Below are 23,418 nucleotides of genomic sequence, written 5' to 3'. Positions count from 1 at the left end.
CATTCTCCGCGTTGATCCGCCCTCCGCGTGAGGGCGGATAGTTACGGATGGTTCATGTTGATTTCACAAAGAGTGACCTCTACCGATTCCGCTTATTTTCCCGCGCTGGACGCTCTGTACGGCAGGGCCTTCCCGTGGCACGAACAGCGTGAAGCCGAGGCTAAACAGCAGGCGCTTGATAATCCCCATTATGTACTGGAAGCCTGGTTCGATGATGGTCTGTTTATCGGCCTGAGCGGCTGCTGGCGGTTTGCTGACTATAGTTACATTGAACATCTGGCCATCGACGATACGTTACGATCGCGTGGCTACGGCAAGCGGCTGTTAGCTGAAATACTTCAGCTTGCGCCGCTGACTATTCTCGAAATCGATCCGCTGACCAGCGAGATTGCCCATAAGCGTCTGCGCTTTTATGAAACCATGGGGTTTTGCGCGAATCCCTGGGCGCATCGCCATCCGACCTATCATCAGGGTATTGCCGATCATGAATTGATCGTGTTGAGCTACCCGCAGCCGATTGATGAGACGCGGTATCAGCGCTTTGCGCGGGATTTGCGTTTGGTGGTCATGGCTCAGGCTGGTGCGATCGAGGTATTGTCGCCCGGACAAGGTGTGCCAGGCGCCGCCTCCGGGAAAATCCCCGGTTGCGGCTGATGCCTGAGCTGGGCTAAAGGTCCGCGTGTTTTGAGTTTTTGTCACCCGGACAAGGCGCGTCAAGCGCCGCCTCCGGGAAGCCGTGCGTAATACGGCCTCCGCTTTTCTTCCGGTTCGCGTTGCGCTTAGCCGGGCGACAAGTTCACCGCCGTCTGCGTGTTTTGTCGCCCGGAACATGCTCAACGCGTTAAATTACTCTTTCGCGATAGGCGTTTCGTTTTCCGCCACTTTGCTATCGCCCTGAATAGCCGCGATTTTCTTCTCCACCTCGGCAACCTGCTCGCTGCTGTGCAGCAGCGTATAGGTCAGATCAAACTGGGCGCTTTCCCCGGGCTGAAGCTGCTTAACGCGTTTTTGCTCCCGCTCGATAGTGACCGGATAGGCGTAGCTGGTGCCTGGCTCAATACCGGTGACGTAACCCTGTTTCTCGGTATCGGTATTTTTCCACAGGGTCAGCACCGGTAGCTGGCGGGTATCAAACTGAATAGATGCTCCTTTATCGCCGGCTTTGTTGACCACTGCGGCCAGCGTTTGATGATTTTCATCCGCCAGAGGCTGCATATTAAACACCATTTCATCGAAATCTTTCGTTGGTCCGGCGTAGGTTTGCCAGCTTTTTAAGCCCGCTTTGGCGTAGTCGTTGAATGGACTGATGCTGGCGATCGGGGCCAGGAAGCGGGCGCCTTCTTCGAGGATCGGCTTGCCAAAGTTGCTGTGATAGATAATTTGATAGTCATGCGGATAGTCGGCTTGGTTGGTCAGGACATCGTGCAGGCTAAAGCTATTGCTGCCTGGCACGTAGCGCAGTTCGGTCATGGTCTGCAAATCTGCTTTCTTGAAGGTGCTCTCCTTCACCAGTCCACGAACGCGAATTTCATATGGCGCGGTATCCGCCACTTCAACTTCTACCTGGGAAGCCGGCGTGTTGCCGACTTTGCCGTGCAGGGTGTAAATCTGCCCATCGGCGGTCACCGGGTGGCCTGTCCACTCGTAGCCGCAGCGTACCATCATTTCATTGAAACCCTCCAGCCATCCCAGTCCGTTACGGCTTTCGAGGTTAATAAAGGCGGGATTAACCACTTCTTTGACCGGCGAATCCCAGCCCATTCGCGATCCAAAGCCTTCGATTTTTAGCAGGTTCATGCCGCGGGTCGGGCTAAGCGCGATGGTCAGGCCGTCTTTACTATGGATCACAAGGATTTTACTGCCTTCTTGTTTACCGCCGTGAAGGACTTTTTGCTCAATGCTGAAGTTATGCTCTTTTATCTTCAGCTGATCGCTGGTTATTTGCCAGTTTCCTTTATCTATGCCGCTTTCAGCGCTTGTCAGCACCCACGTTTTTGCCATTACCGGCGTAGAAATAAGCGCGGCAATGGCCGTCAAAGCTAATGTCTTTTTCATTTTTCATCCCTTTTGCTGAATCGATTGTGTCACTGATGCAGGGAATTTAGTTGCAAGTGGATTATGAAAATGTGAAGTGTCTCACCTGGTGAGAAAACAGGCGTTTTTATATTTTTAAATGAGATATAAATCTCTTTTCGTCAGTGATATTGAATTTCGTTGCTGAAATTATGTGATTACTATCGTCTTTTGCTTTAACGATTCAGCTTGGGTTCATTGCAGAAATACCGAGGCGGGATAAAAGGGATGGCTGCAGGGAGTCGCTATTCCCTGCAGCCTTAGGCAACGTGGCTTTACCGTTCACAACATCGCAGCGCTGAGGCTATCAAGCGCCGTAGAATGCCAGGGTGTACAACCCTTTAACGTCCTGAACTGACGGATAGTTAGGATTGGTTAATGTACAGGGATCGTCGACGGCATGGCGACTCATTCGGTCGAGCACATTAACAAAGGTCACTTCATTGATTTCCACTTCGTCACACTGGCTCAGCGTTTTCGGGACGCCCAGCCGTTGATTCAGCGCATTGATCGCGGCAATTAAATTATCCATACCTAATGCGGCTTCCAGCTGACGATATTTTTTGGTGAACTTCGCATTATATTGAATGATATACGGCAACATAATCGCATTCGCCAGACCGTGAGTAATGCCAAATTCGCCGCCAATTTTATGCGCCATCGAATGCACTAATCCCAGTGACGCATTGGTGAAGGCGATTCCCGCCAGCGCGGAAGCATTATGCATATGCATGCGGGCATTTAAATCATCGGGTGAGCGCCAGGCGGTTTCCAGATGCTTAAATACCAGCCGAATGGCCTCTACCGCATAAGGGTCGGTAAACGAGTTGGCTGCAGTGGAGACGTAGGCTTCAATCGCATGGGTCAAAACGTCCATGCCGGTGTGAACCGTCACGTGGGGCGGCATTTTTGCCGGAATAGTGGGGTCGAGAATGGCGATATCCGGCACCAGATCGGCGGCAACAATCGGGTATTTGATATGATTTGCCGTATCGGTGATCACCGAGAAGGCGGTGATTTCGGACGCGCTGCCGCTGGTGGAGGGGATCGCCACAAACCGTGCTTTGCTGCGCAGCGGCGGCATGGCACCGACGGGAATAATATCCTCAAACTTCAGCTGCGGATGTTCATAGAAACACCACATAACTTTAGCGGCATCCAGCGCGGAACCGCCGCCAATGGCCACTATCCAGTCAGGTTCAAAGGCCAGCATCGCTTTGGCTCCGCGCCAGACGGTTTTAATGGACGGATTGGGTTCAACATTATCGATAATAATGCACTCTATACCCGCTTTATTGAGTTCGCTGACGGCTTTATCCAGAAAGCCAAAACGCTTCATTGAACTGCCGCCGGTGACTAATGCGGCTTTTTTTCCGCTCAGGGTGGAAAGATGCTCTAAAGCATTTTCGCCATAAATAATACTGCGAGGAATTGAGAAGGCCTGGGTCATAGGAAACTCCATTTAATATTAAGGATTTTTTTAGTGTGCAGTCGTTATTAACGATTCAGCGACACGTGCAGAATAAAAAAATCGAATTAATGCTCCAGATACTGCCGGAGCAATATCTGGAGGGAGCTGACCGTCATATTTCAAGCTGCTTGTACGTTACCCGCATTTGTTGACCTCAGCCATTTACGCCAGTAAATGACTGAGGATTCGCTGGGTTGCTACCTGTCCCGCAACTCGTTATATGTTGGGTTTAAATGGCTATTAAATCGTACCGTCCCAGGAGTCGACTTTTTCGCGTTTTGCTTCTTCTTCATCAAACCAGCGCGAAGTCACGCATTTGGACTCTGTATAGAAACGAACGCCATCTTTGCCCAGGCAGTGCAGGTCGCCGAAGAACGACTGTTTATGACCTGAGAAGGGGAATACGCCGACCGGCACCGGGATGCCGACGTTAATACCGACCATACCGCCGTGGGTGCGTTTCTGGAACTCGCGGGCGTAGTAGCCGCTTTGGGTGAAAATAACCGAGCCGTTGGCAAACGGGTTATTGTTCATTAATTTCAGACCTTCTTCGAAGGTTTTTACCCGCTTAAAGCACAGGACCGGCCCGAAAATTTCCTGCGTCCCGACGCTCATCTCCTCGGTCACGCCATCGAGTATAGTCGGCCCGACATAGAAGCCTTTTTCCTGGCCCGGCACCTTAATATCGCGACCATCGAGCACCAGCTTCGCACCCTCTTCGATGCCTTTATTAATCCAGTTGATGACGGATTGTTTATGGTCTTTAGAAATCACCGGACCCATGTCGGTATCGCGCAGATAGCCGGGGCCGATTTTCAGCTGTTTGGCTTTTTCGACGACGGCGGCAATCAGCTTGTCGGCAATCTCTTCCTGCACCACGACGACCGGCAGCGCCATACAGCGTTCGCCCGCGCAGCCGAACGCGGCGTTGATAATGCCGGCGGCGGTACGGTTAACTGGCGCATCGGCCAGCACCAGGGCATGGTTTTTTGCTTCGCACAGCGCCTGGACGCGTTTGCCGTGGGCGGCGGCTTTGGAGTATACGTGCAGGCCGACGGACGTCGAGCCGACGAATGAGACGCCGTTAACGTCCGGATGAGTCAGCAGAATATCGGCTTCGTTACGTGAACAGGTCACGATGTTAATCACGCCATCCGGTACGCCCGCTTCCTGATAGAGTTTGGTGATTTCCATACAGGTCATCGGCGTCATACTGGCCGCTTTAATCACCATAGTGTTACCGGATGCGACGCATAGCGGCGCCATCCATCCCATCGGAATCATCGCCGGGAAGTTAAACGGCACAATGCCGGCGAACACGCCAATCGGCTCACGGTAAAGGTTGGTGTCGATCCCGGCTGACGCGTCCATCAGATTTTCACCCGCCAGCAGAGTCGGGATAGAGCAGGCAAGCTCGGTGCCCTCTTTCGCTTTTAATACATCGCCCTGAGCATCTCCCCAGGCTTTACCGTTTTCTTTCGCCACCAGCTCGGTTAAGCGATCCTGATGCTGGATTAATAATTCACGAACGCGAAACATAATTTGCGAGCGTTTAATCGCCGGAGTATCTGACCACGCCGGAAAGGCTTTGCGCGCCGCGGCAACGGCATCCAGCACTTCTTGCTCGGTGCAGCAGGGGGCCTGAGCCATGACTTCCCCGGTACTTGGGTTATAGACGTCCATATAGCGTTCGGTCTGCGAAACGCGCCATTGACCATCAACGAAATATTTCAGTCTTGGTACAGTAGTCATATTTTTCTCCATGATAATATCTGTCGACTTTCTCTCATAATCAGCCTCTGAGCGGCGGTAAATCACTTACCGCCGGGTCAGCCACTTTCTTGAATATTGAATAAGCGCTTATTTCCGGACAACGGCCTCCGCTTTTTGCGATTTTCCGGCTGCGGTCGGTGATTTTTCAGCGTATTGATTGCCGTAGAAGCTGTCTGTCAGCAGCTGTTTCAATTCAGAAATCAGCGGATAGCGCGGGTTGGCGCCGGTGCACTGGTCATCGAACGCATCTTCCGCCAGCTTATCGACGTGGGCGAGGAAATCGGCCTCCTGCACCCCCGCCTCGCGGATGGATTTTGGTATGCCCAGTTCAGCTTTGAGTGCTTCCAGCCAGCCAAGGAGTTTTTCGATTTTCGCTGCGGTGCGGTCACCCGGTGCAGTCAGACCCAGGTGGTCGGCGATTTCTGCATAGCGACGACGGGCCTGCGGGCGGTCATACTGGCTGAATGCCGTCTGTTTGGTCGGGTTGTCGTTGGCGTTATAGCGAATGACGTTGCAAATCATCAGCGCGTTCGCCAGGCCGTGAGGGATGTGGAACTGTGAACCCAGCTTGTGCGCCATCGAGTGGCATACCCCGAGGAAGGCGTTGGCAAAGGCAATACCGGCGATAGTCGCCGCGCTGTGCACGCGCTCACGCGCTGCCGGGTTCCTGGAACCTTCATGGTAAGACGCCGGCAGGTTATCTTTCAGCAGCTTCAGCGCCTGCAGCGCCTGGCCGTCAGAGAACTCGGAGGCCAGTACGGAAACGTAAGCTTCCAGCGCATGGGTCACCGCATCCAGACCACCGAACGCGCACAGGGACTTCGGCATTTCCATGACCAGGTTGGCATCAACAATCGCCATATCCGGGGTCAGGGCATAGTCAGCCAGCGGGTACTTCTGCCCGGTGGCGTCATCGGTAACAACGGCGAACGGCGTCACTTCCGAGCCGGTACCAGACGTGGTGGTGATCGCCACCATTTTGGCTTTAACCCCCATTTTCGGGAACTTGTAGATACGTTTACGGATATCCATAAAGCGCAGCGCCAGCTCTTCGAAGTGGGTTTCCGGATGTTCGTACATGACCCACATGATTTTCGCCGCGTCCATCGGGGAGCCGCCGCCCAGGGCGATAATCACGTCCGGTTTGAAAGCGTTCGCCAGCTCAGCGCCTTTACGGACGATGGTCAGAGTCGGGTCAGCTTCCACTTCAAAGAAAACTTCTGTTTCAACGCCAGCCGCTTTCAGTACGGAAGTGATCTGATCCGCGTAGCCGTTGTTAAACAGGAAGCGGTCGGTGACGATCAGCGCGCGTTTGTGACCATCGGTGATCACTTCGTCCAAAGCGACTGGCAGTGAGCCCCGACGGAAGTAGACAGATTTCGGAAGTTTGTGCCACAACATGTTTTCAGCTCGCTTAGCCACGGTTTTCTTGTTAATCAGGTGCTTCGGTCCGACGTTTTCCGAGATCGAGTTGCCGCCCCAGGAGCCGCAGCCGAGGGTCAGGGAAGGGGCGAGGCTGAAGTTGTAGAGGTCGCCGATCCCGCCGTGGGAGGTAGGGGTGTTGATCAGGATGCGCGCGGTTTTCATCTTTTCGCCAAACAGCCTGACGCGATCCGCCTGGTTATCCTGGTCGGTATACAGGCAGGAGGTGTGGCCGATGCCGCCCATATCCACCAGCTTCACCGCTTTCTCCACGGCATCGGCGAAATCCTTCGCCCGGTACATGGCGAGCGTGGGCGACAGCTTTTCGTGGGCAAAAGGCTCGCTGTCGTCGATGTCCCGGACTTCGCCAATCAGGATTTTGGTGTCCGCAGGCACCGCGATCCCGGCCATTCCGGCAATATTGACCGCTGACTGCCCGACAATAGCCGCGTTGAGCGCACCATTTTTCAGCAGAATCCCCTGCACGGCCTTCAGCTCCTGCCCCTGCAGCAGGTAGCCGCCGTGGCTGGCGAAACGTTCGCGTACTGCGTCGTAGGCCGCATCCACGACCACCACCGACTGCTCGGAGGCGCAGATGACGCCGTTATCGAAGGTTTTTGACATCAGAATCGAAGCCACAGCGCGCTTCACGTCGGCGGTTTCATCGATCACCACCGGGGTGTTGCCCGCGCCGACGCCAATCGCCGGTTTACCGGAGCTGTAGGCCGCTTTGACCATGCCCGGCCCGCCGGTGGCGAGGATCAGGTTGATGTCCGGGTGGTGCATCAGGCGGCTGGACAAATCCACGGTCGGCTCGTCAATCCAGCCAATGATATCCGGCGGCGCGCCGGCCTCTACCGCCGCGCGCAGCACGATCTCCGCCGCACGGTTGGTGGCGTTTTTCGCCCGCGGGTGCGGGGAGAAAACGATGCCGTTGCGGGTTTTGAGGCTAATCAGCGACTTAAAAATGGCGGTGGAGGTCGGATTGGTGGTGGGGACAATCCCGCAGATCAGGCCGATGGGTTCGGCAATGGTCATGGTGCCAAAGGCGTCATCTTCAGACAGCACCCCGCAGGTTTTCTCATCTTTATAGGCGTTGTAGATATATTCGGAGGCAAAGTGGTTTTTGATGACTTTATCTTCCACGATGCCCATGCCGGACTCGGCAACCGCCATTTTGGCCAGCGGAATGCGGGCATCGGCGGCGGCCAGCGCGGCGGCGCGGAAGATTTTATCGACCTTCTCCTGAGAAAAGCTGGCATAGGCCTGTTGCGCCTTTCGTACCCGCGCGACCAGGGCATCGAGGTCGTCATTACTGGTGATGAGTGACATAAGTTTTCTCCGTAAGGGATTGAATTCTCTTAAGTAAAACATGTGCCTTTCCTGTAATGACGCCAAACCTTCCGCCACTGCAGATGCCTGGTTTTAATTAACAGAACTGACTGACCAGAAACTTCTCGGGTACCGTTGCGTTTATTCGCTCGCTAATGAAATTAATTTTTCATTATAATGATGTATGAAATACAAAAACCGTTTTGAGAGATGGATCAAAGATAAGCAAACTGCTGTTAAAGGCAGCCTGTTAAAGGCGAGGTGATATTATTTAATTCATTAAAATCATGTAATTATAATTTTAATTTTTCAAGGGTGGTGAAAAGAGAGCGGTTGGCTGTCTTGCCGTGTCAGGTTTTGTTGTGAAATAAAAGTTAAAATTAAACGCTTATTTGAAATTAAAATGAAAAATTAAAACCAATCAGGATACAGAGAAAAGAAGAAGGGAGAGATCGATGATGTCGCTTGTACGGGAGGGCGGGTCGCCCGGATCGGGCAAGCGCCGTAATCCGGGGGAGTTATGCAGAATTAGCCTTCGTTTTCGGCCAGTTCACGCAGATACTGGAAGATAAGCCGCGCGGATTTCGGCGGTTTATTACCTTCTTTCTCTTTTTGCGCGTTGCGGATAAGCGAACGCAGCTGCTGACGGTCGGCGTCAGGCCACAGGTTCAGCACTTCCGCAACGGCGTCATCACCATTATCAATCAGACGATCGCGGATCTGTTCAAGCTTATGGAACAGCGCAACCTGCTGGTTGTGGCGGTTCTTCAGCTTGTCCAGCGCCTGACGGATCGGCTCGACGTCACGGCTGCGCAGCATTTTACCAATCAGCTGCAGCTGGCGGCGGCGGCCTTCTTTCTTGATACGCTGGGCGAGCTCAATCGCGTCGCGCAGGTCGGTATCCAGCGGGATTTTATCGAGCGCGTTTTTACCCAGCTCGACCATTTCCGCGCCAAGACGCTTCAGTTCTTCGGCGTCGCGCTTAATTTCACTTTTACTGACCCAGATAATTTCATCGTCTTCATCTTCGACGTCATCACCAGGGACGTCGTCGAGCCAGTCTTCGGGCTGCTTTGTCATCTCAGGCTCCTTAAAAAAGAGACTAATGTTACCAGTTAAGGCGCGCACTGAAAAACGGTTCTCTGTTAGACTTCAGTTAACTCCTTCTTACATTATGGCATTAGCGATGAAAGTCATCTCTCAAGTTGCACAACAGCGTAAGACGCTGGAAGAGGCCGTGACCACGGCGCTGGAACTGGCGGCAGGCAAATCCGACGGCGCGGAAGTCTCCGTCAGCAAAACCACCGGTATCGGCGTTAGCACCCGCTACGGCGAAGTGGAGAACGTAGAATTCAATAGCGATGGTGCGCTAGGCATCACCGTTTATCATCAGAATCGTAAAGGCAGCGCCTCTTCGACCGACCTTAGCCCGCAGGCCATTGCCCGCACGGTGCAGGCGGCGCTGGATATTGCCCGCTACACCTCGCCGGACCCGTGCGCGGGCGTGGCGGATAAAGAACTGCTGGCTTTTGATGCCCCGGATCTGGACCTGTTCCATCCGGCGGATGTTTCCCCGGATGAAGCCATTGAGCTGGCCTCCCGCGCGGAACAGGCGGCGCTGAAAGCTGATAAACGCATCAGCAATACCGAAGGCGGTAGCTTTAACAGCCATTACGGCATCAAAGTGTTTGGTAACAGCCACGGCATGCTGCAGAGCTACTGCTCGACTCGCCATTCGCTCTCCAGCTGCGTGATTGCTGAAGAGAATGGCGATATGGAGCGCGATTACGCTTACACCATTGGCCGGGCGATTGGCGATCTGCAATCGCCGGAGTGGGTTGGCGAGGAGTGCGCCCGCCGCACCCTGTCGCGCCTGGCCCCGCGTAAGCTATCGACGATGAAAGCGCCGGTGATTTTCGCCAATGAAGTGGCTACCGGTTTGTTTGGTCATCTGGTCGGGGCGATTGCCGGCGGTTCGGTTTACCGTAAATCCACCTTCCTGCTTGATGCGCTGGGAACCCAGATCCTGCCGGACTGGCTGACCATTGAAGAGCATCCGCATCTGCTGAAGGGGCTGGCCTCTACGCCGTTTGATAGCGAAGGCGTTCGTACGGAACGCCGCGATATCATTAAAGACGGCATACTAACCCAGTGGCTGTTGACCAACTACTCGGCGCGCAAGCTGGGATTGAAGAGCACCGGCCACGCGGGCGGCATTCATAACTGGCGTATTAACGGCCGCGGCCTGAGTTTTGCAAAGTTGCTTAAAGAGATGGGGACCGGTCTTGTCGTCACGGAACTGATGGGGCAGGGTGTAAGCGGCGTCACCGGCGACTACTCACGCGGCGCATCCGGCTTCTGGGTAGAAAACGGCGAAATTCAGTATCCGGTCAGTGAGATAACCATTGCAGGAAATCTGAAAGATATGTGGCGTAATATCGTGACCATCGGCGACGATATCGAAACGCGCAGCAACATTCAGTGCGGTTCTGTACTGCTGCCGGAGATGAAGATCGCCGGTCAATAACACCTGTGTGCTTAATAATAAAAAAGGAAGTGAGCAATGCGTAAAAAACTGTTAGCGATGCTGGCCGTATCGGCTTTTGCGCTTGGTTCGGCATCGGCTTTCGCCGATCTGGGCGAAGATATGGATACCCTTGCCGAGAACCTGCAAGTGGTGCAGAAAACTTCAGATGCCGGTGAGCTGAAAGCGGCGCTGAATAAGATGCGTACAGCGGCGGTTGACGCCCAGAAAGAGACGCCGCCGAAGCTGGAAGGTAAAGCGGATGACAGCGCGGAAATGAAGGACTATCGTCACGGTTTTGATGTGCTGATCGGCCAGATTGACGGCGCGCTGAAGCTGGCTGACGAAGGTAAAGTCAAAGAGGCTCAGGCCGCAGCGGAAGAGTTTAAAACCACCCGCAATACGTATCATAAGAAGTATCGTTAATCGTCTGCAGATTTCGGGTATTTCTGCCGGGCGGAGGCTGACGCCTTGCCCGGCCTACCAGACCCCAAATCTAAACCTGAATCCTCGGTCGGTAACCTCAAGCCCTGTTCCCATCCTCACCTTGATCCCAACCCTTTCCGCTTTCCCGGCAGCCTGGCGGGCGGATAAAAAACCTGTTCCATCACATTTCTGCGTTTTTCTCTTCAGGTCGTTCCGCGCCGCCAGCGCTGCGATTATGTGATATTCATCACGCGAATTTAGCTAAATGAACACATTCTCTGTGGTTATGTGAAATGAATCACACATGCCGTCGTTCTTTCCACTTCGAAGTGGAAAACAACTCGCTACAAACTCTTATCCCCCGGCATTAGTGTTATCCCCAGAGACATCAACGGGGTAATTCAAGTGAATAACGGAGCGGTAACACACGTCCCAGAGGAGCAGGCCACGCTAACCGAACAGCTGGCCGACAGGATGCTGCAGCAGGTTTTCGCGCTATTAAGCCGCCGCAACATCGTTCCCAACGACGTTCAGGAGCAAATGCTGACTTCCCACGTTCGGGCGATGGCCCATCGGTCAATCAGCGGCGAGCCGCTGCCGGAAGTGGATGCCAGCCTGTTCGAAGAGATCTCAGAAGATTCAATGATGCTGGCCCGCGAAGTGGTCGCGCAGTTCGGCAATCTGCCAGATGAAGAAGCCTGGCTGCTGTCTGTCCACTTCGAAGTCGCGAAAGATAACCTGTAAGGAGCATACAAATGGAACAAATCACCGTTGTTATTGGCGATCGCCTGGGTAAAGGTCAAAAAGTTGCCGCAGGTGCGGAAAAAGCTGGCGCTCGCGCCGTTGTCGTTCCGGGCGTTGCTGCGGATATGAAACTGGGCGACATGATGAAAGCCGAAAACGCTACCTTCGGTATCTCTTTCTGCGGCAGCGGCGGCGCAGGGGCAATCACCGCGCAGAATAAGCATGGCTACAAAGCAAAATATGGCATGCGTTCCGTTGATGAGGGCGTCACCGCGATCAACGAAGGCTACAACGTACTGGGCTTCGGCTTTATGGATAAAGAAGAACTGGGCGAACGCCTGGTGGAAGCCTGGAAGAAGAAATACGGCGCGTGAGTATGAAAGAGCAATTCACCACCACGGTGAGCGTTACCGGCAAAGGCGAGAGCAAAACGCGTGCTTTCGCCGATGCCCTGAACCATGTCCAGGCGGCGGTGATGAAAACGTCGCCGCACATCTTACTGCGTATTGAACCACAGGATGTGGAGGTTGTTCATGCGCGTGAAGCGGTACGGAAAGAGGCATTTTTATTCTTCTTTCTGCGCCGTGAGCGACGGACCTACAGCGTGGAGCTGAACGTTACCGTCACCGTGACCGCCATTAATCTCGATAAAGTGGATTTCGTCACGCAAACCTGATTTTCACCAAAGGGTCAGACTATGTTCCTGATAATTTTAATAAAATCGCTCATCATCGGCGGCCTGGTCGGCGTCGGCGTAGGCGCCGGAGCGGCACGCATGTTTCATGCGCCCACCACGCAGGGGATGGGGGCGTTTCGTACCTTGGGCGAGCTGAATTCATGTGAAGGCGATCCGGCTTCACACTTCTCTTTTGGTCTGGGCTTCTTCTTCAACGCCTGGGCCTCTTCCGTCGCGGCAGGCTCCTTCACTCAGGACGTTGACCACCGCATCATCCCCAACTGGGGGGCGGCAGCGCTGATGATCAAAAACCGCAACGTCGGCGAGACGCTGCACGATCCGAAAAAGATGGCCATCGCTTGCGGCATTATCGGCATGATCGTTGTGGCTTTCCTCAACCTGACCGCCTCTTCAGTACCGGAAGCGCTACAGGTGACGGCGGTCAAAGTGCTGGTTCCGGCGGCAAACCTGCTGGTGAACACGGTGATGCCGGTCATCTTCTGGCTGGCGGCGATTGATGCCGGCAAAAAGTCGGGCTTTTGGGCGACGATTTTCGGCGGCGCGGCGCAGCTGATTATGGGTAACGCCGTCCCGGGCCTGGTGCTGGGCATCCTGATCGGGAAAGGCGTGGAAGAGAGCGGCTGGCACCGCGTCACCAAAGTGATGATGGTAGCAATCGTTGCGCTGTTCGTTCTGAGCGGCTTCTTCCGCGGTTTCGACATGAAGATGATTGAATCCTTCCATCTGACCGTGCCGAACTGGCTGGAACTGATCCACAACTCGCTCAGCGGTAAATAACAGGGGCCTCTCATGGAACAAAATAAAGGTTTTTGGTATGCCGACTGGTCGTTCCCGATCTTTGTTGGTCTGCTCTCCGCCGGCGTTTTTGCCGGGACGCATATGTACTACCTCTACGGCATCGGCGCGTTTAACGAAGTCGCCTTCGTGGCGATGCTGAAAGCGGGAATTGATACCGGTGCCTACGGCGCGGTAGCGGCGTTCGGCGCCAGCTTCCTGTTCGCGCGTATTATCGAAGGCTCACTGGTGGGGATTCTGGATATCGGCGGGGCGATCCAGACCGGCGTCGGCTTAGGCGTTCCGGCGCTGCTGCTCGGCGCGGGCTTTGTTTTCCCGGTCGCCAACTTTGCCGCCTCACTGGTCACTGGCCTGGTGCTGGGGCTCGCCATTGGCTACATCATTATCCTGGCGCGCAAATTCACCATCAACCAGAGCGACTCCACCTACGGCGCGGACGTCATGATGGGGGCCGGTAACGCCTCAGGCCGCTTCCTCGGACCGTTGATTATCCTCAGCGCCATGACCGCTTCTATTCCAATCGGCATCGGTTCCCTGGTGGGCGCGCTGCTGTTCTACATCTGGCAGAAGCCTATCACCGGCGGCGCGATCCTTGGCGCCATGCTTCTTGGGTCAATCTTCCCGGTGGCGATTAGTTAAGTCCTGCGGGCGCCTCGGCGCCCGCGTTAACAGGAGAGAGATATGTTTGATTTACTCCTGCGCCGTGCGCGCCTCGTCGACGATACCCTGACCGATATCGCCATCCGGGACGGTAAAATCGCGGCGCTTGGCGAGATTAGCGCGCCTGCGCGCAAAACCCTTGAACTGGACGGCCGCTATTACGTCAGCGCAGGCTGGATTGACTCTCACGTTCACTGCTATCCGAACTCGCCGATTTACCATGATGAGCCGGACAGCGTGGGGGTTGCTACCGGCGTGACCACCGTGATTGACGCGGGCAGCACCGGTGCGGACGACGTTGATGACTTCTACCAACTGACCCGCAAAGCCGCGACCGAGGTTTATGCCCTGCTTAACATTTCCCGCGTCGGGCTGATTGCCCAGAATGAACTGGCCAATATGGCGAATATCGACGCAGAGGCGGTGAAGCAGGCGGTCAACCGCTACCCGAACTTTATCGTCGGCCTGAAGGCGCGGATGAGCAGCAGCGTGGTGGGTGAAAACGGCATTACGCCGCTGGCGCGCGCAAAGGCAATTCAGCAGGAAAACTGCGGCCTGCCGCTGATGGTGCATATCGGCAACAATCCGCCCGATCTGGATGAAATCGCCGATCTGTTGACCTCCGGCGACATTATTACTCACTGCTATAACGGCAAGCCCAATCGCATTCTGACGCCGTCCGGCGAGCTGAAGAGTTCGATTACCCGCGCGCTACAGCGCGGCGTGCGCCTTGATATCGGCCACGGCACCGCCAGCTTCAGCTTCGAAGTGGCGCGCCGGGCGATTGCCATGGGCATTCTGCCGCACACCATCAGCTCCGATATCTACTGCCGCAACCGTATCGACGGTCCGGTGCGCTCGCTGGCGCTGGTGATGTCGAAATTCCTCGCTATAGGGATGTCGCTGCCGCAGGTTATCGACTGCGTGACCGCCAACGCCGCGGAAGGCCTGCATCTTTCCCATAAAGGGCGGCTGGAAGTGGGCTATGACGCCGACCTGACGCTGTTTACTCTCGCGCAGATGCCAACGGTGCTGGTGGATGCTGAAAAAGAGAGCCTTCAGGCCGACAAGATTCTGCTGCCGCTTGCCGCCATTCGCGCGGGCAAGGGCTATCTGACCGAACAAGGGAGCGCGGAAAATGCCTTCGATTTTTGAGAAATATGATTTAAAGCGGGTCATTAACACCTCCGGGCGCATGACCATTCTCGGCGTCTCGACGCCGCGACAGGAAGTCGTGGAAGCCGCGATGGCGGGGATGAACCAGTACTTCGAGATGAAAGATCTGGTCAATAAAACCGGCGCGTATATTGCGAAGCTGCTGGACGTGGAAGGGGCGACCGTGGTCTCCTGCGCCTCGGCGGGCATCGCCCAGTCGGTGGCGGCGGTGCTGGTAAAAGACAGCGACTGGCTGCTGGAAAACCTGCACGTGACGCCGATTGAAAACAACGAAATCGTGCTGCCTAAGGGCCACAACGTCAACTTTGGCGCGCCGGTGGGCACCATGGTAGCGCTGGGCGGCGGCAGGCTGGTGGAAGCGGGCTACGCCAACGAATGTTCTGCCGGGCAGCTGGCGGCGGCTATCACCCCGCGCACCGCGGCCATTCTGTATATCAAATCCCACCACTGCGTGCAGAAAAGCATGCTCAACGTGGCGCAGGCGGCAGCGGTGGCGAAGAGCCATAATCTGCCGCTGATTGTCGATGCGGCGGCGGAAGAAGACCTCCAGGCCTACTATCGCGCCGGCGCGGATCTGGTGATTTATAGCGGCGCGAAGGCGATAGAAGGGCCGACCAGCGGGCTGGTTATCGGCAAAACCCAATACGTTGAGTGGGTCAAACGCCAGTCGAACGGCATTGGCCGGGCGATGAAGGTGGGTAAAGAGGGGATCCTCGGCCTGACCTGCGCCATTGAACACTATCTGACGGCGAGCAAAGAGAGCGGTGAAGAGATGGTGGCGAAGATGACGCCGTTTATTCAGCAGCTTAATACGCTCGATGGCGTCACCGCGCGCGTGGTCTGGGACAGCGCCGGCCGCGATATCGCGCGGGCGGAGATTAAGTTTGATGAAGCGGTGACCGGCGTCAACACCGGCGATCTGGTCAATGCGCTGAAGCAGGGCGAATACGCCATCTACTTCCGTGGCTATAAAGCAAATGAAGGCATTATTGAAGCTGATGTCCGCAGCGTGAACGCGCAGCAACTGGAGATTGTCTCCCGTCGCATCGCAGAGGTTTTGAACAAGGAGAAAAACGCATGAAACTGACCCCTAATTTTTATCGTGACCGCGTCTGCCTGAACGTGCTGGCGGTAAGCAAAGAGAACGCCAGCGAGATTTATGAGGCGGCGGAAGGTCATGTACTGGTGGGCGTGCTCTCCAAAAATTACCCGGACGTCGCCAGCGCGGTTGCCGATATGCGTGAATACGCGCAGCGGATTGATAACGCGCTCTCCGTGGGGCTGGGCGCGGGCGACCCGAACCAGTCGGCGATGGTCAGCGAAATTTCGCGTCAGGTGCAGCCGCAGCACGTCAACCAGGTATTTACCGGCGTGGCGACCAGCCGCGCGCTGCTGGGCCAGAACGAAACCGTGGTTAACGGCCTGGTGTCGCCAACCGGTACGCCGGGAAGGGTGAAGATCTCCACCGGCCCGCTCAGCAGCGGCGCGCCGGACGGCATCGTGCCGCTGGAAACCGCGATTGCCCTGCTGAAAGATATGGGCGGCAGTTCAATTAAATACTTTCCGATGGGCGGGCTAAAGCATCGTGACGAGTTTATTGCGGTGGCCGAGGCCTGCGCCCGTCATGATTTCTGGCTGGAGCCCACCGGCGGGATCGATCTGGAAAACTACGGCGAGATCCTGCAGATCGCGCTGGACGCCGGCGTGAGTAAAATTATCCCGCATATCTACAGTTCGATTATTGATAAAGCCAGCGGTAATACCCGCCCGGCGGACGTGCGTCAGCTGCTTTCGATCACCAAACAGTTAGTACAATAGCGCCGATTGCCCCTCCATCCTGGCCCTCTCCCTGACAGGGAGAGGGAGAAAAGCAGAGACGGAGCCTTTTGCGCCGATCGCGCGAAGAAATACCGAACTGCGCCCTCGGCCCTATGGGCGAGGATTAGGGTAAGGGGAAACCTCCACCGAACCATCAAGGAGTCACCATGCCAACCGCTCGTCACCTGCTTGTTGCTTCACTCTCTCTGCTCGCCGCCGGCGCCGCTGCGCAAACCCAGTACGCCTGGGTCGGTACCTACAACCCCAATGGGGAAGGCCTGTATCGCTTTACCGTCGATAACCAGACTGGGGAGCTGCGCGATAAAGCGCTGGTCGCTAAGCTACCTAACCTGGCCCAGCTCACCGTTTCGGCGGATGGCAAAACCCTGTACGCCGCCAGCGAAGTGGAAAAGGGTGTGGTGCAGGCGTGGCGCATCGGCAGTAACGGCGAACTGCGTGAGCTGAATCAGGTCGCTTCCGGCGGCGCCGGGCCGGTTTATCTCTCCCTGACTCCCGATGGACGCCATCTGCTGGTGGCAAACTACGTCAGCGGCAGTATCGCCGTGCTGCCGGTGAAAGAAGATGGTAACCTGGGCGAGGCGGTGGACGTGCATCAGGATCAAGGCCCTGCGGGTGCGGAACGCCCGGCGGCAGCCGTCGAAGGCAGTTTTGCCATTAGCGATCATAACGGCCCCCACGCCCATATGATCGCCGCCGATCCCAGCGGTAAGTTCGTTTACTCCACCGACCTCGGGCTGGATCGGATCTATCAGTACCGGCTGGATAACGCCACCGGGAAGCTAACGCCGAACGATCCGCCGTTTATTGCGGCCTCATCTCCCGGCGCCGGACCGCGCCATTTTGTGTTTACGCCGCAGGGCGACGGGCTATGGTTAATTAACGAAGAGGCGTCGACGCTCACTTTCTATCATCTCGATAAGCAAAGCGGCCTGTTGCGCGAGGGGAAAACGGTCTCGGCGCTGCCGGAAGCGTATAAGGGCACCAGTTTTGCCGCCGGTCTGGTTCTGAGCCGCGACGGCAAGCAGCTGTACGTTGCTAATCGACTGCATAACAGCATCGGCCACTTTACGGTGCTGGCCGACGGCAGCCTGCGCCATCAGGACGATATCTGGACCCGCGGCGACTATCCGCGCACGCTGACGCTCGACAGTCAGGGGCAGTGGCTGTACGTCATGAACCAGCGTAGCGACAACATCACCCGCTTTCGCGTCGCGCCGAAGGATGGCAGGCTGACGTTCTCTCCGGACTATACCCCGGTTGGCAGCCCGTCGCAGATGGTGATATCCGCTCAACCCTGAGCCGTAAGAAAAAGGAACTGACATGCGATTTCCCAATCAACGTTTAGCGCAGCTGTTTACCCTGTTGCAAAACGAAACGCTGCCCCAGGAGGAGCTGGCGCAGCGGCTGTCGGTTTCTACTCGCACGGTGCGCGCGGACATCACCGCGTTGAACGCGCTGCTGCAGCACTATGGCGCGCAGTTTATCCTCACCCGCGGCAGCGGTTATCAGCTGGTGATTCACGATTCGTCGCGCTATCAGACGCTGGAAGAGAGTGCGCCGAAAGCGCAGCATATCCCGCGAACCGCGGCGGATCGCATCCACTTTTTGCTGGTGCGCTTTTTAACTTCCGCTTTCTCAATCAAGCTGGAGGATCTGGCCGATGCGTGGTTCGTCAGCCGCGCCACCTTACAGGGCGATATGGTTGACGTACGCGAGCGCTTTCAGCGTTATCAGCTCACCCTTGAGACCCGGCCGCGTCACGGTATGAAGCTGTTCGGCAGCGAGGTCTCCATTCGCGCCTGCCTGACCGATCTGCTGTGGGAGCTAAGTCAGCAGGGGCCGCTGAACCCGCTTATCGGTGAAGAAGCGTTTGATGCCAGCGTACCGACGCTGCTGGCTGGCGTGCTGCAGGAAATGCTAACCCGCCATCACGTTCGCCTGACCGACGCCGGGGAGCGCTTTATTTGCCTGTACGGCGCGGTTGCCGTGCGCCGAGTGAGCGAAGGATATCCTTTAGCCGATTTTAGCGCCGAGGATGTCGCGCAAAACGTACGCGATGCCGCCCGCGAGCTGGCAAATACGATGCAGCAGCTGGCGGGCAAACCGCTTGCTCCGGCGGAAGAGGAGTGGCTGTGCGTCCACCTTGCCGCCCGCCAGGTGCAGGATGTCGATCCGGGGACTATCAGCGCCGACGACGACGAAGCGCTGGTGAACTACATCCTGCGCTATATCAATCAGCAATATAACTATAATTTGCTGGAGGATGCCCAGCTGCATGCGGATTTGCTGACCCATATTAAGACCATGATCACCCGCGTGCGCTACCAGATAATGATCCCCAACCCGCTTCTGGAAAATATCAAACAGCACTACCCCATGGCGTGGGACATGACCCTGGCGGCGGTATCCAGCTGGGGAAAATATACCCCCTACGCCATCAGCGAAAACGAGATCGGCTTTCTGGTGCTGCATATCGGCGTCGGGCTGGAGCGCCATTACAATATCGGCTACCAGCGCCAGCCTCAGGTGCTGCTGGTCTGCGATACCAGCAATGCGATGGTGAGGATGATTGAAGCCATCCTGCAGCGTAAGTATCCGCAGCTGGAAATTGCCGCCACCCTCTCGCAGCGCGAATATGAACAGCGGGAAGAGATCGCGGAAGATTTTGTCATTTCCACCGTGCGCATCAGCGAGAAAGATAAGCCGGTAGTTACCATTGCGCCATTTCCTACCGACTACCAGCTCGACCAAATCGGCAAGCTGGTGCTGGTGGACCGCACCCGTCCCTGGATGCTGAATAAGTATTTTGATGAGACTCACTTTCAGGTGATAGATACCCCGATGGATCAGCAGGCGCTGTTTGCTACGCTGTGCCAGCAGCTGCAGCAGGAGGGGTTTGTCGGGGCGGAGTTCCATGATTCGGTCGCGGAGCGTGAGGCTATCGTCAGTACCATGCTCGGCGACGGGATCGCGTTACCTCACGCCCTCGGGCTGCTGGCAAAAAAGACCGTGGTTTATACCGTAATTGCGCCGCACGGCATCGCCTGGGGCGATGAAACCGCGCATATCATCTTCCTGCTCGCCATCAGTAAAAGCGAGTATGAAGAGGCGATGGCGATCTACGATATTTTCGTCACCTTCCTGCGCGAGCGCGCAATGACCCGCCTTGCTGCCACCCGCAGCTTCGCTGAGTTTAAAGCGGTGGCCATGGAGTGCGTCAGCCGGTTTTGAGATGCGCTGCCAGAGAATGGTATAAGCTGGGTGAAACCGTAAAAGAGCAGTTCAAAAGTCAGCTGGCGGTCGTGCTGGAGAACCTTCATATTGAATCTTCGCGGCTGACCCGACTGCTATAAAATTCAGCTGAAATCAGCGGGATACCGACTGGTGTATCAGGTTCGGGATGAGGTGGTGATTGAAGGTTTAGGTTATTCCTGTGGGAAAACGAGAAAAACTAGCCGTCTATCGGAACGTCAATAAACGGCTGTCGCGAGAGGCTATCTCAGGTGATGCACAACCTGATTGCTGCTGCCGCGCCAGATTAGCGCCGGGTCTTTGAGATCCTGCACAAATTTGCCATCAACCAGTACGTTGATGAGATCCACCACCTGCATCTGCGCGTCGTTAAGTTCGTCCAGCTTGTAGCCGGTCCATACCCAGATATCTTTGCCGGGGCACTCGGCGCGAACGCGCTGCACCAGCTTAAGGATCTCCGGCACGTTCTGCGGGTGCAGCGGGTCGCCGCCGGAAAGCGTGATCCCCTGGCGCCTGATACGCGTATCGTTGAGGTCAGCAATGATGCGGTCGGCTATCTCGGCGGTAAACGGCATGCCGGAGTTCAGCCGCCAGGTGCTTTTGTTGTAGCAGCCGGGGCACTCGTGAACGCAGCCGGAAACGAACAGGGTGCAGCGGGTGCCCGGACCGTTAACAATATCTACCGGGTAGTACTGATGGTAATTCATTTTTCGCTTCTCAATTAACGCCATAGCCGCGTTGGCTGCGCTCGGCCGGGCTACGAAGAGCCGCATACGCGGTTGTAGCCCGGATAAGGCGCTTTGCGCCGCGATCCGGGAACGGCTCCTTAGTGGCCAAACGGCTACGGGGCCGGCCCCCTCTCCCCGTTGGGGAGAGGGGAAGGGGCTAAACCACCTGGAATTAACCGATCTGCCCGTTGCCCAGATGCTTCACGCGGCGCTTCACTTCTTCCTGCTTGCCGGCGTTGAACGGGCGGGCGTCCGGGCTTCCGAGATAACCGCATACCCGGCGGGTTACCGACACGCGAGAGGCATCGTGGTTGCCGCATTTCGGGCAGGTGAAGCCTTTGCTGGTACACTCGAACTCACCGGTAAAACCGCACTCGTAGCACTCATCGATAGGCGTATTGGTCCCGTAATAGGGCACGTGCTGATAGCTATAATCCCACACGTCTTCCAGCGCCCGCAGGTTGTGCTGAATATTCGGGTACTCGCCGTAGCAAATAAAGCCCCCGTTAGCCAGCGGCGGGTAAGGCGCTTCAAAATCGATTTTATCGTACGGGTTCACCTTCTTCTCCACATCGAGGTGGAAGCTGTTGGTGTAATACCCTTTGTCGGTGACGCCTTCGATCACGCCGAACTCAGCGGTGTCCAGACGGCAGAAGCGGTCGCAGAGATTTTCGCTCGGCGTGCTGTACAGGCTAAAGCCGTAGCCGGTCTCGTCTTTCCACTGGTCTACCGCTTCGCGCAGACGCTGAACGATGGCGACGCCTTTTTCACGCAGCGCTTCGCTATCGTACATTGGCTTATTGCCGAACAGCGCGTTGATGGTTTCATGGATACCGATATAGCCAAGAGAAATCGACGCGCGGCCGTTTTTGAAAATCTCCGAAACGTCGTCATCCGCTTTCAGGCGCACGCCGCAGGCCCCTTCCATATACAGAATCGGCGCAACGCGAGCCTTCACTCCTTCCAGACGGGCGATGCGGGTCATCAGCGCTTTACGCGCCAGCTGCAGACGCTCATCCAGAAGTTTCCAGAACACAGCTTCGTCGCCGCGGGCTTCCAGGGCAATACGCGGCAGGTTGAGGCTGATAACGCCGAGGTTGTTGCGGCCATCGTGCACCTGTTCGCCGTCCTCGTTTTCCCACACGCCGAGGAAGCTGCGGCAGCCCATCGGGGTTTTGAACGAGCCGGTCACCTTCACGACCTGATCGTAGTTGAGGATATCCGGATACATGCGCTTGCTCGCGCACTCCAGCGCCAGCTGTTTAATGTCGTAGTTCGCGTCGCCAAACTTATGGTTCAGGCCGTCGCGAATGGCGAAGACCAGCTTGGGGAACACCGCCGTTTTGCGATTTTTACCGAGTCCCGCGATGCGATTGCGCAGAATGGACTGCTGAATCAGACGCGATTCCCAGCTGGTACCGAGGCCGAAACCGAAGGTGACGAACGGCGTCTGACCGTTGGCGGTATGCAGGGTGTTCACTTCATATTCCAGCGACTGGAAGGCGTCGTAGCACTCTTTCTCGGTGCGGGAACGGGCATAACCTTCGGCGTCGGGGATTTGCCACTCTTCGGCAATTTTACGGTGCTTATTGAAGCTTTCGGTAACAAACGGCGCCAGCACTTCATCGATGCGGTTGATGGTCGTGCCGCCATAAATATGGCTGGCGACCTGCGCGATAATCTGCGCCGTTACCGCGGTGGCGGTAGAGATGGACTTCGGCGGCTCAATCTCGGCGTTGCCCATTTTAAAACCCTGCGTCAGCATGCCTTTAAGATCGATCAGCATGCAGTTGAACATCGGGAAGAATGGCGAATAGTCGAGATCGTGATAGTGGATCAGGCCGCGCTCGTGCGCCATCACTACATCATGCGGCAGCAGGTGCTGACGCGCATAGTGTTTAGCCACGATACCCGCCAGCAGATCGCGCTGGGTAGGAATAACTTTACTGTCTTTGTTGGCGTTCTCGTTGAGTAACGCCGAGTTGGTCTGCTCAACCAGGCCGCGAATTTCCTGGTTCAGACGACCGCGTTTTTCACGCTGGCTATCGCGGTCGTGGCGATATTCAATGTAGGCACGCGCCAGCTGCTTGTAAGGGCCGGACATCAGCTGATTCTCAACGGCGGTCTGGATCTCGTTGATATCAACCTGGGTGCGGCCCTGCATTTGCTGGCTAACGACTTCTGCGACGGTGGCGCAATAGTCTGCGTCATCGACTCCCGCTGCTTTAGCTGCACGTAGAATTGCTTCATTAATGCGCTCTGACTTGAACGGCACTTTACAGCCATCGCGTTTCATCACATGCGGTGTCATGATCACTCCATACTTTTTATAGAACAGGTTATCCACAGAGGCGGAAGGTTAACCGAAGTCCCGGGGCGCTATAGCTGCCGCCGTTTCCCTCCGATCCCGGCCCTTTTTATCCACATCCCATCACCGCCCGGGTACGATGGGTTGTGGTGACATAATAGACTATTAATACAATATGTGGGGCCGGGGCGCATTTTA

The 23,418-nt window shown here is 56.0% G+C and carries 20 protein-coding genes and 1 pseudogene; 14 read left to right on the top strand and 7 right to left on the bottom strand.

The window, feature by feature from the left end; genetic code table 11:
- Positions 1–54 precede the first annotated feature (54 nt).
- Complete coding sequence (locus tag KO1_RS15375; RefSeq protein WP_004109002.1) at positions 55–654, top strand: GNAT family N-acetyltransferase; 600 nt, start codon at positions 55–57, stop codon at positions 652–654.
- A gap of 192 nt (positions 655–846) precedes the next feature.
- Here KO1_RS15375 and KO1_RS15370 read toward each other — a convergent pair whose 3' ends face one another.
- From KO1_RS15370 to yjgA, 5 genes are all read right to left on the bottom strand, one after another.
- A complete protein-coding gene (locus KO1_RS15370; protein WP_004117480.1) occupies positions 847–2,055 on the bottom strand; it encodes an aldose 1-epimerase family protein in 1,209 nt (402 codons plus the stop codon).
- 325 nt (positions 2,056–2,380) lie between these two features.
- Entirely contained in the window at positions 2,381–3,523 is a 1,143-nt protein-coding gene (locus KO1_RS15365; protein WP_017145072.1) for an iron-containing alcohol dehydrogenase, read from the bottom strand.
- A 261-nt stretch (positions 3,524–3,784) separates the two neighbouring features.
- Positions 3,785–5,296: a CoA-acylating methylmalonate-semialdehyde dehydrogenase gene (locus KO1_RS15360; RefSeq protein WP_004108995.1), complete on the bottom strand. Its 1,512-nt coding sequence runs from the start codon at positions 5,294–5,296 to the stop codon at positions 3,785–3,787.
- Between the two features lie 108 nt (positions 5,297–5,404).
- Positions 5,405–8,071: a bifunctional acetaldehyde-CoA/alcohol dehydrogenase gene (gene adhE / locus KO1_RS15355; protein ID WP_017145071.1), complete on the bottom strand. Its 2,667-nt coding sequence runs from the start codon at positions 8,069–8,071 to the stop codon at positions 5,405–5,407.
- Between the two features lie 528 nt (positions 8,072–8,599).
- A complete protein-coding gene (gene yjgA / locus KO1_RS15350; RefSeq protein WP_016809342.1) occupies positions 8,600–9,151 on the bottom strand; it encodes a ribosome biogenesis factor YjgA in 552 nt (183 codons plus the stop codon).
- A gap of 94 nt (positions 9,152–9,245) precedes the next feature.
- Between yjgA and pmbA the strand changes: the two genes are divergently transcribed.
- The 13 genes and pseudogenes from pmbA to KO1_RS28745 form a co-directional block, all read left to right on the top strand.
- Positions 9,246–10,598 carry a metalloprotease PmbA gene (pmbA, locus tag KO1_RS15345; protein ID WP_004108992.1) on the top strand — a complete coding sequence of 451 codons (1,353 nt, stop codon included), beginning with the start codon at positions 9,246–9,248 and terminating at the stop codon, positions 10,596–10,598.
- A 36-nt stretch (positions 10,599–10,634) separates the two neighbouring features.
- Positions 10,635–11,021: a cytochrome b562 gene (gene cybC, locus KO1_RS15340; RefSeq protein WP_004108991.1), complete on the top strand. Its 387-nt coding sequence runs from the start codon at positions 10,635–10,637 to the stop codon at positions 11,019–11,021.
- A gap of 405 nt (positions 11,022–11,426) precedes the next feature.
- A complete protein-coding gene (locus KO1_RS15335; RefSeq protein ID WP_004108984.1) occupies positions 11,427–11,765 on the top strand; it encodes a glycine dehydrogenase in 339 nt (112 codons plus the stop codon).
- Between the two features lie 11 nt (positions 11,766–11,776).
- The gene (locus tag KO1_RS15330; RefSeq protein ID WP_004098072.1) at positions 11,777–12,139 is read left to right on the top strand and encodes an SFCGS family glycine-rich protein; all 363 of its coding nucleotides are present in this window, start codon (positions 11,777–11,779) and stop codon (positions 12,137–12,139) included.
- A 2-nt stretch (positions 12,140–12,141) separates the two neighbouring features.
- Positions 12,142–12,441 carry a DUF4312 family protein gene (locus tag KO1_RS15325; protein ID WP_004108982.1) on the top strand — a complete coding sequence of 100 codons (300 nt, stop codon included), beginning with the start codon at positions 12,142–12,144 and terminating at the stop codon, positions 12,439–12,441.
- A 21-nt stretch (positions 12,442–12,462) separates the two neighbouring features.
- On the top strand, positions 12,463–13,239 hold the full coding sequence (locus KO1_RS15320) for a DUF4311 domain-containing protein (RefSeq protein WP_004098075.1): 777 nt from the start codon (positions 12,463–12,465) through the stop codon (positions 13,237–13,239).
- A 12-nt stretch (positions 13,240–13,251) separates the two neighbouring features.
- On the top strand, positions 13,252–13,896 hold the full coding sequence (locus KO1_RS15315; RefSeq protein WP_016809340.1) for a DUF4310 family protein: 645 nt from the start codon (positions 13,252–13,254) through the stop codon (positions 13,894–13,896).
- Positions 13,897–13,938: 42 nt separating this feature from the next.
- The gene (locus tag KO1_RS15310) at positions 13,939–15,072 is read left to right on the top strand and encodes an amidohydrolase/deacetylase family metallohydrolase (protein WP_016809339.1); all 1,134 of its coding nucleotides are present in this window, start codon (positions 13,939–13,941) and stop codon (positions 15,070–15,072) included.
- The gene (locus KO1_RS15305; RefSeq protein ID WP_024273628.1) at positions 15,056–16,174 is read left to right on the top strand and encodes a DgaE family pyridoxal phosphate-dependent ammonia lyase; all 1,119 of its coding nucleotides are present in this window, start codon (positions 15,056–15,058) and stop codon (positions 16,172–16,174) included. The genes KO1_RS15310 and KO1_RS15305 overlap by 17 nt, the downstream gene beginning before the upstream one ends.
- A complete protein-coding gene (dagF, locus tag KO1_RS15300) occupies positions 16,171–16,911 on the top strand; it encodes a 2-dehydro-3-deoxy-phosphogluconate aldolase (RefSeq protein WP_024273629.1) in 741 nt (246 codons plus the stop codon). Before KO1_RS15305 ends, dagF begins: the two co-directional genes overlap by 4 nt.
- A 167-nt stretch (positions 16,912–17,078) precedes the next feature.
- On the top strand, positions 17,079–18,230 hold the full coding sequence (locus KO1_RS15295; RefSeq protein ID WP_004108973.1) for a lactonase family protein: 1,152 nt from the start codon (positions 17,079–17,081) through the stop codon (positions 18,228–18,230).
- Between the two features lie 22 nt (positions 18,231–18,252).
- Positions 18,253–20,163: a BglG family transcription antiterminator gene (locus KO1_RS15290; protein WP_024273630.1), complete on the top strand. Its 1,911-nt coding sequence runs from the start codon at positions 18,253–18,255 to the stop codon at positions 20,161–20,163.
- Positions 20,145–20,416, top strand: a pseudogene (locus KO1_RS28745) (type II toxin-antitoxin system RelE family toxin); the annotation flags it as partial. The gene KO1_RS15290 and the pseudogene KO1_RS28745, both read left to right, overlap by 19 nt.
- 10 nt (positions 20,417–20,426) lie before the next feature.
- On the opposite strand, the gene nrdG reads toward KO1_RS28745, so the two are convergent.
- Together nrdG and nrdD are read right to left on the bottom strand one after the other, a co-directional pair.
- Complete coding sequence (gene nrdG, locus KO1_RS15280; protein WP_004108967.1) at positions 20,427–20,891, bottom strand: anaerobic ribonucleoside-triphosphate reductase-activating protein; 465 nt, start codon at positions 20,889–20,891, stop codon at positions 20,427–20,429.
- A 193-nt stretch (positions 20,892–21,084) separates the two neighbouring features.
- A complete protein-coding gene (nrdD, locus tag KO1_RS15275) occupies positions 21,085–23,223 on the bottom strand; it encodes an anaerobic ribonucleoside-triphosphate reductase (protein ID WP_004108965.1) in 2,139 nt (712 codons plus the stop codon).
- Positions 23,224–23,418: the final 195 nt, after the last annotated feature.

This window comes from Klebsiella oxytoca NBRC 105695 (assembly GCF_001598695.1).
GTDB classification, from domain to species: domain Bacteria; phylum Pseudomonadota; class Gammaproteobacteria; order Enterobacterales; family Enterobacteriaceae; genus Klebsiella; species Klebsiella oxytoca.
This window is presented reverse-complemented; position numbering and strand designations above follow the sequence as displayed.

Coding starts and splice junctions, on each gene's coding strand:
- KO1_RS15375 (WP_004109002.1), top strand. CDS start 55: ATGTTGATTTCACAAAGAGTGACCTCTACCGATTCCGCTTATTTTCCC.
- KO1_RS15370 (WP_004117480.1), bottom strand. CDS start 2,055: ATGAAAAAGACATTAGCTTTGACGGCCATTGCCGCGCTTATTTCTACG.
- KO1_RS15365 (WP_017145072.1), bottom strand. CDS start 3,523: ATGACCCAGGCCTTCTCAATTCCTCGCAGTATTATTTATGGCGAAAAT.
- KO1_RS15360 (WP_004108995.1), bottom strand. CDS start 5,296: ATGACTACTGTACCAAGACTGAAATATTTCGTTGATGGTCAATGGCGC.
- adhE (WP_017145071.1), bottom strand. CDS start 8,071: ATGTCACTCATCACCAGTAATGACGACCTCGATGCCCTGGTCGCGCGG.
- yjgA (WP_016809342.1), bottom strand. CDS start 9,151: ATGACAAAGCAGCCCGAAGACTGGCTCGACGACGTCCCTGGTGATGAC.
- pmbA (WP_004108992.1), top strand. CDS start 9,246: ATGGCATTAGCGATGAAAGTCATCTCTCAAGTTGCACAACAGCGTAAG.
- cybC (WP_004108991.1), top strand. CDS start 10,635: ATGCGTAAAAAACTGTTAGCGATGCTGGCCGTATCGGCTTTTGCGCTT.
- KO1_RS15330 (WP_004098072.1), top strand. CDS start 11,777: ATGGAACAAATCACCGTTGTTATTGGCGATCGCCTGGGTAAAGGTCAA.
- KO1_RS15325 (WP_004108982.1), top strand. CDS start 12,142: ATGAAAGAGCAATTCACCACCACGGTGAGCGTTACCGGCAAAGGCGAG.
- KO1_RS15320 (WP_004098075.1), top strand. CDS start 12,463: ATGTTCCTGATAATTTTAATAAAATCGCTCATCATCGGCGGCCTGGTC.
- KO1_RS15315 (WP_016809340.1), top strand. CDS start 13,252: ATGGAACAAAATAAAGGTTTTTGGTATGCCGACTGGTCGTTCCCGATC.
- KO1_RS15310 (WP_016809339.1), top strand. CDS start 13,939: ATGTTTGATTTACTCCTGCGCCGTGCGCGCCTCGTCGACGATACCCTG.
- KO1_RS15305 (WP_024273628.1), top strand. CDS start 15,056: ATGCCTTCGATTTTTGAGAAATATGATTTAAAGCGGGTCATTAACACC.
- dagF (WP_024273629.1), top strand. CDS start 16,171: ATGAAACTGACCCCTAATTTTTATCGTGACCGCGTCTGCCTGAACGTG.
- KO1_RS15295 (WP_004108973.1), top strand. CDS start 17,079: ATGCCAACCGCTCGTCACCTGCTTGTTGCTTCACTCTCTCTGCTCGCC.
- KO1_RS15290 (WP_024273630.1), top strand. CDS start 18,253: ATGCGATTTCCCAATCAACGTTTAGCGCAGCTGTTTACCCTGTTGCAA.
- nrdG (WP_004108967.1), bottom strand. CDS start 20,891: ATGAATTACCATCAGTACTACCCGGTAGATATTGTTAACGGTCCGGGC.
- nrdD (WP_004108965.1), bottom strand. CDS start 23,223: ATGACACCGCATGTGATGAAACGCGATGGCTGTAAAGTGCCGTTCAAG.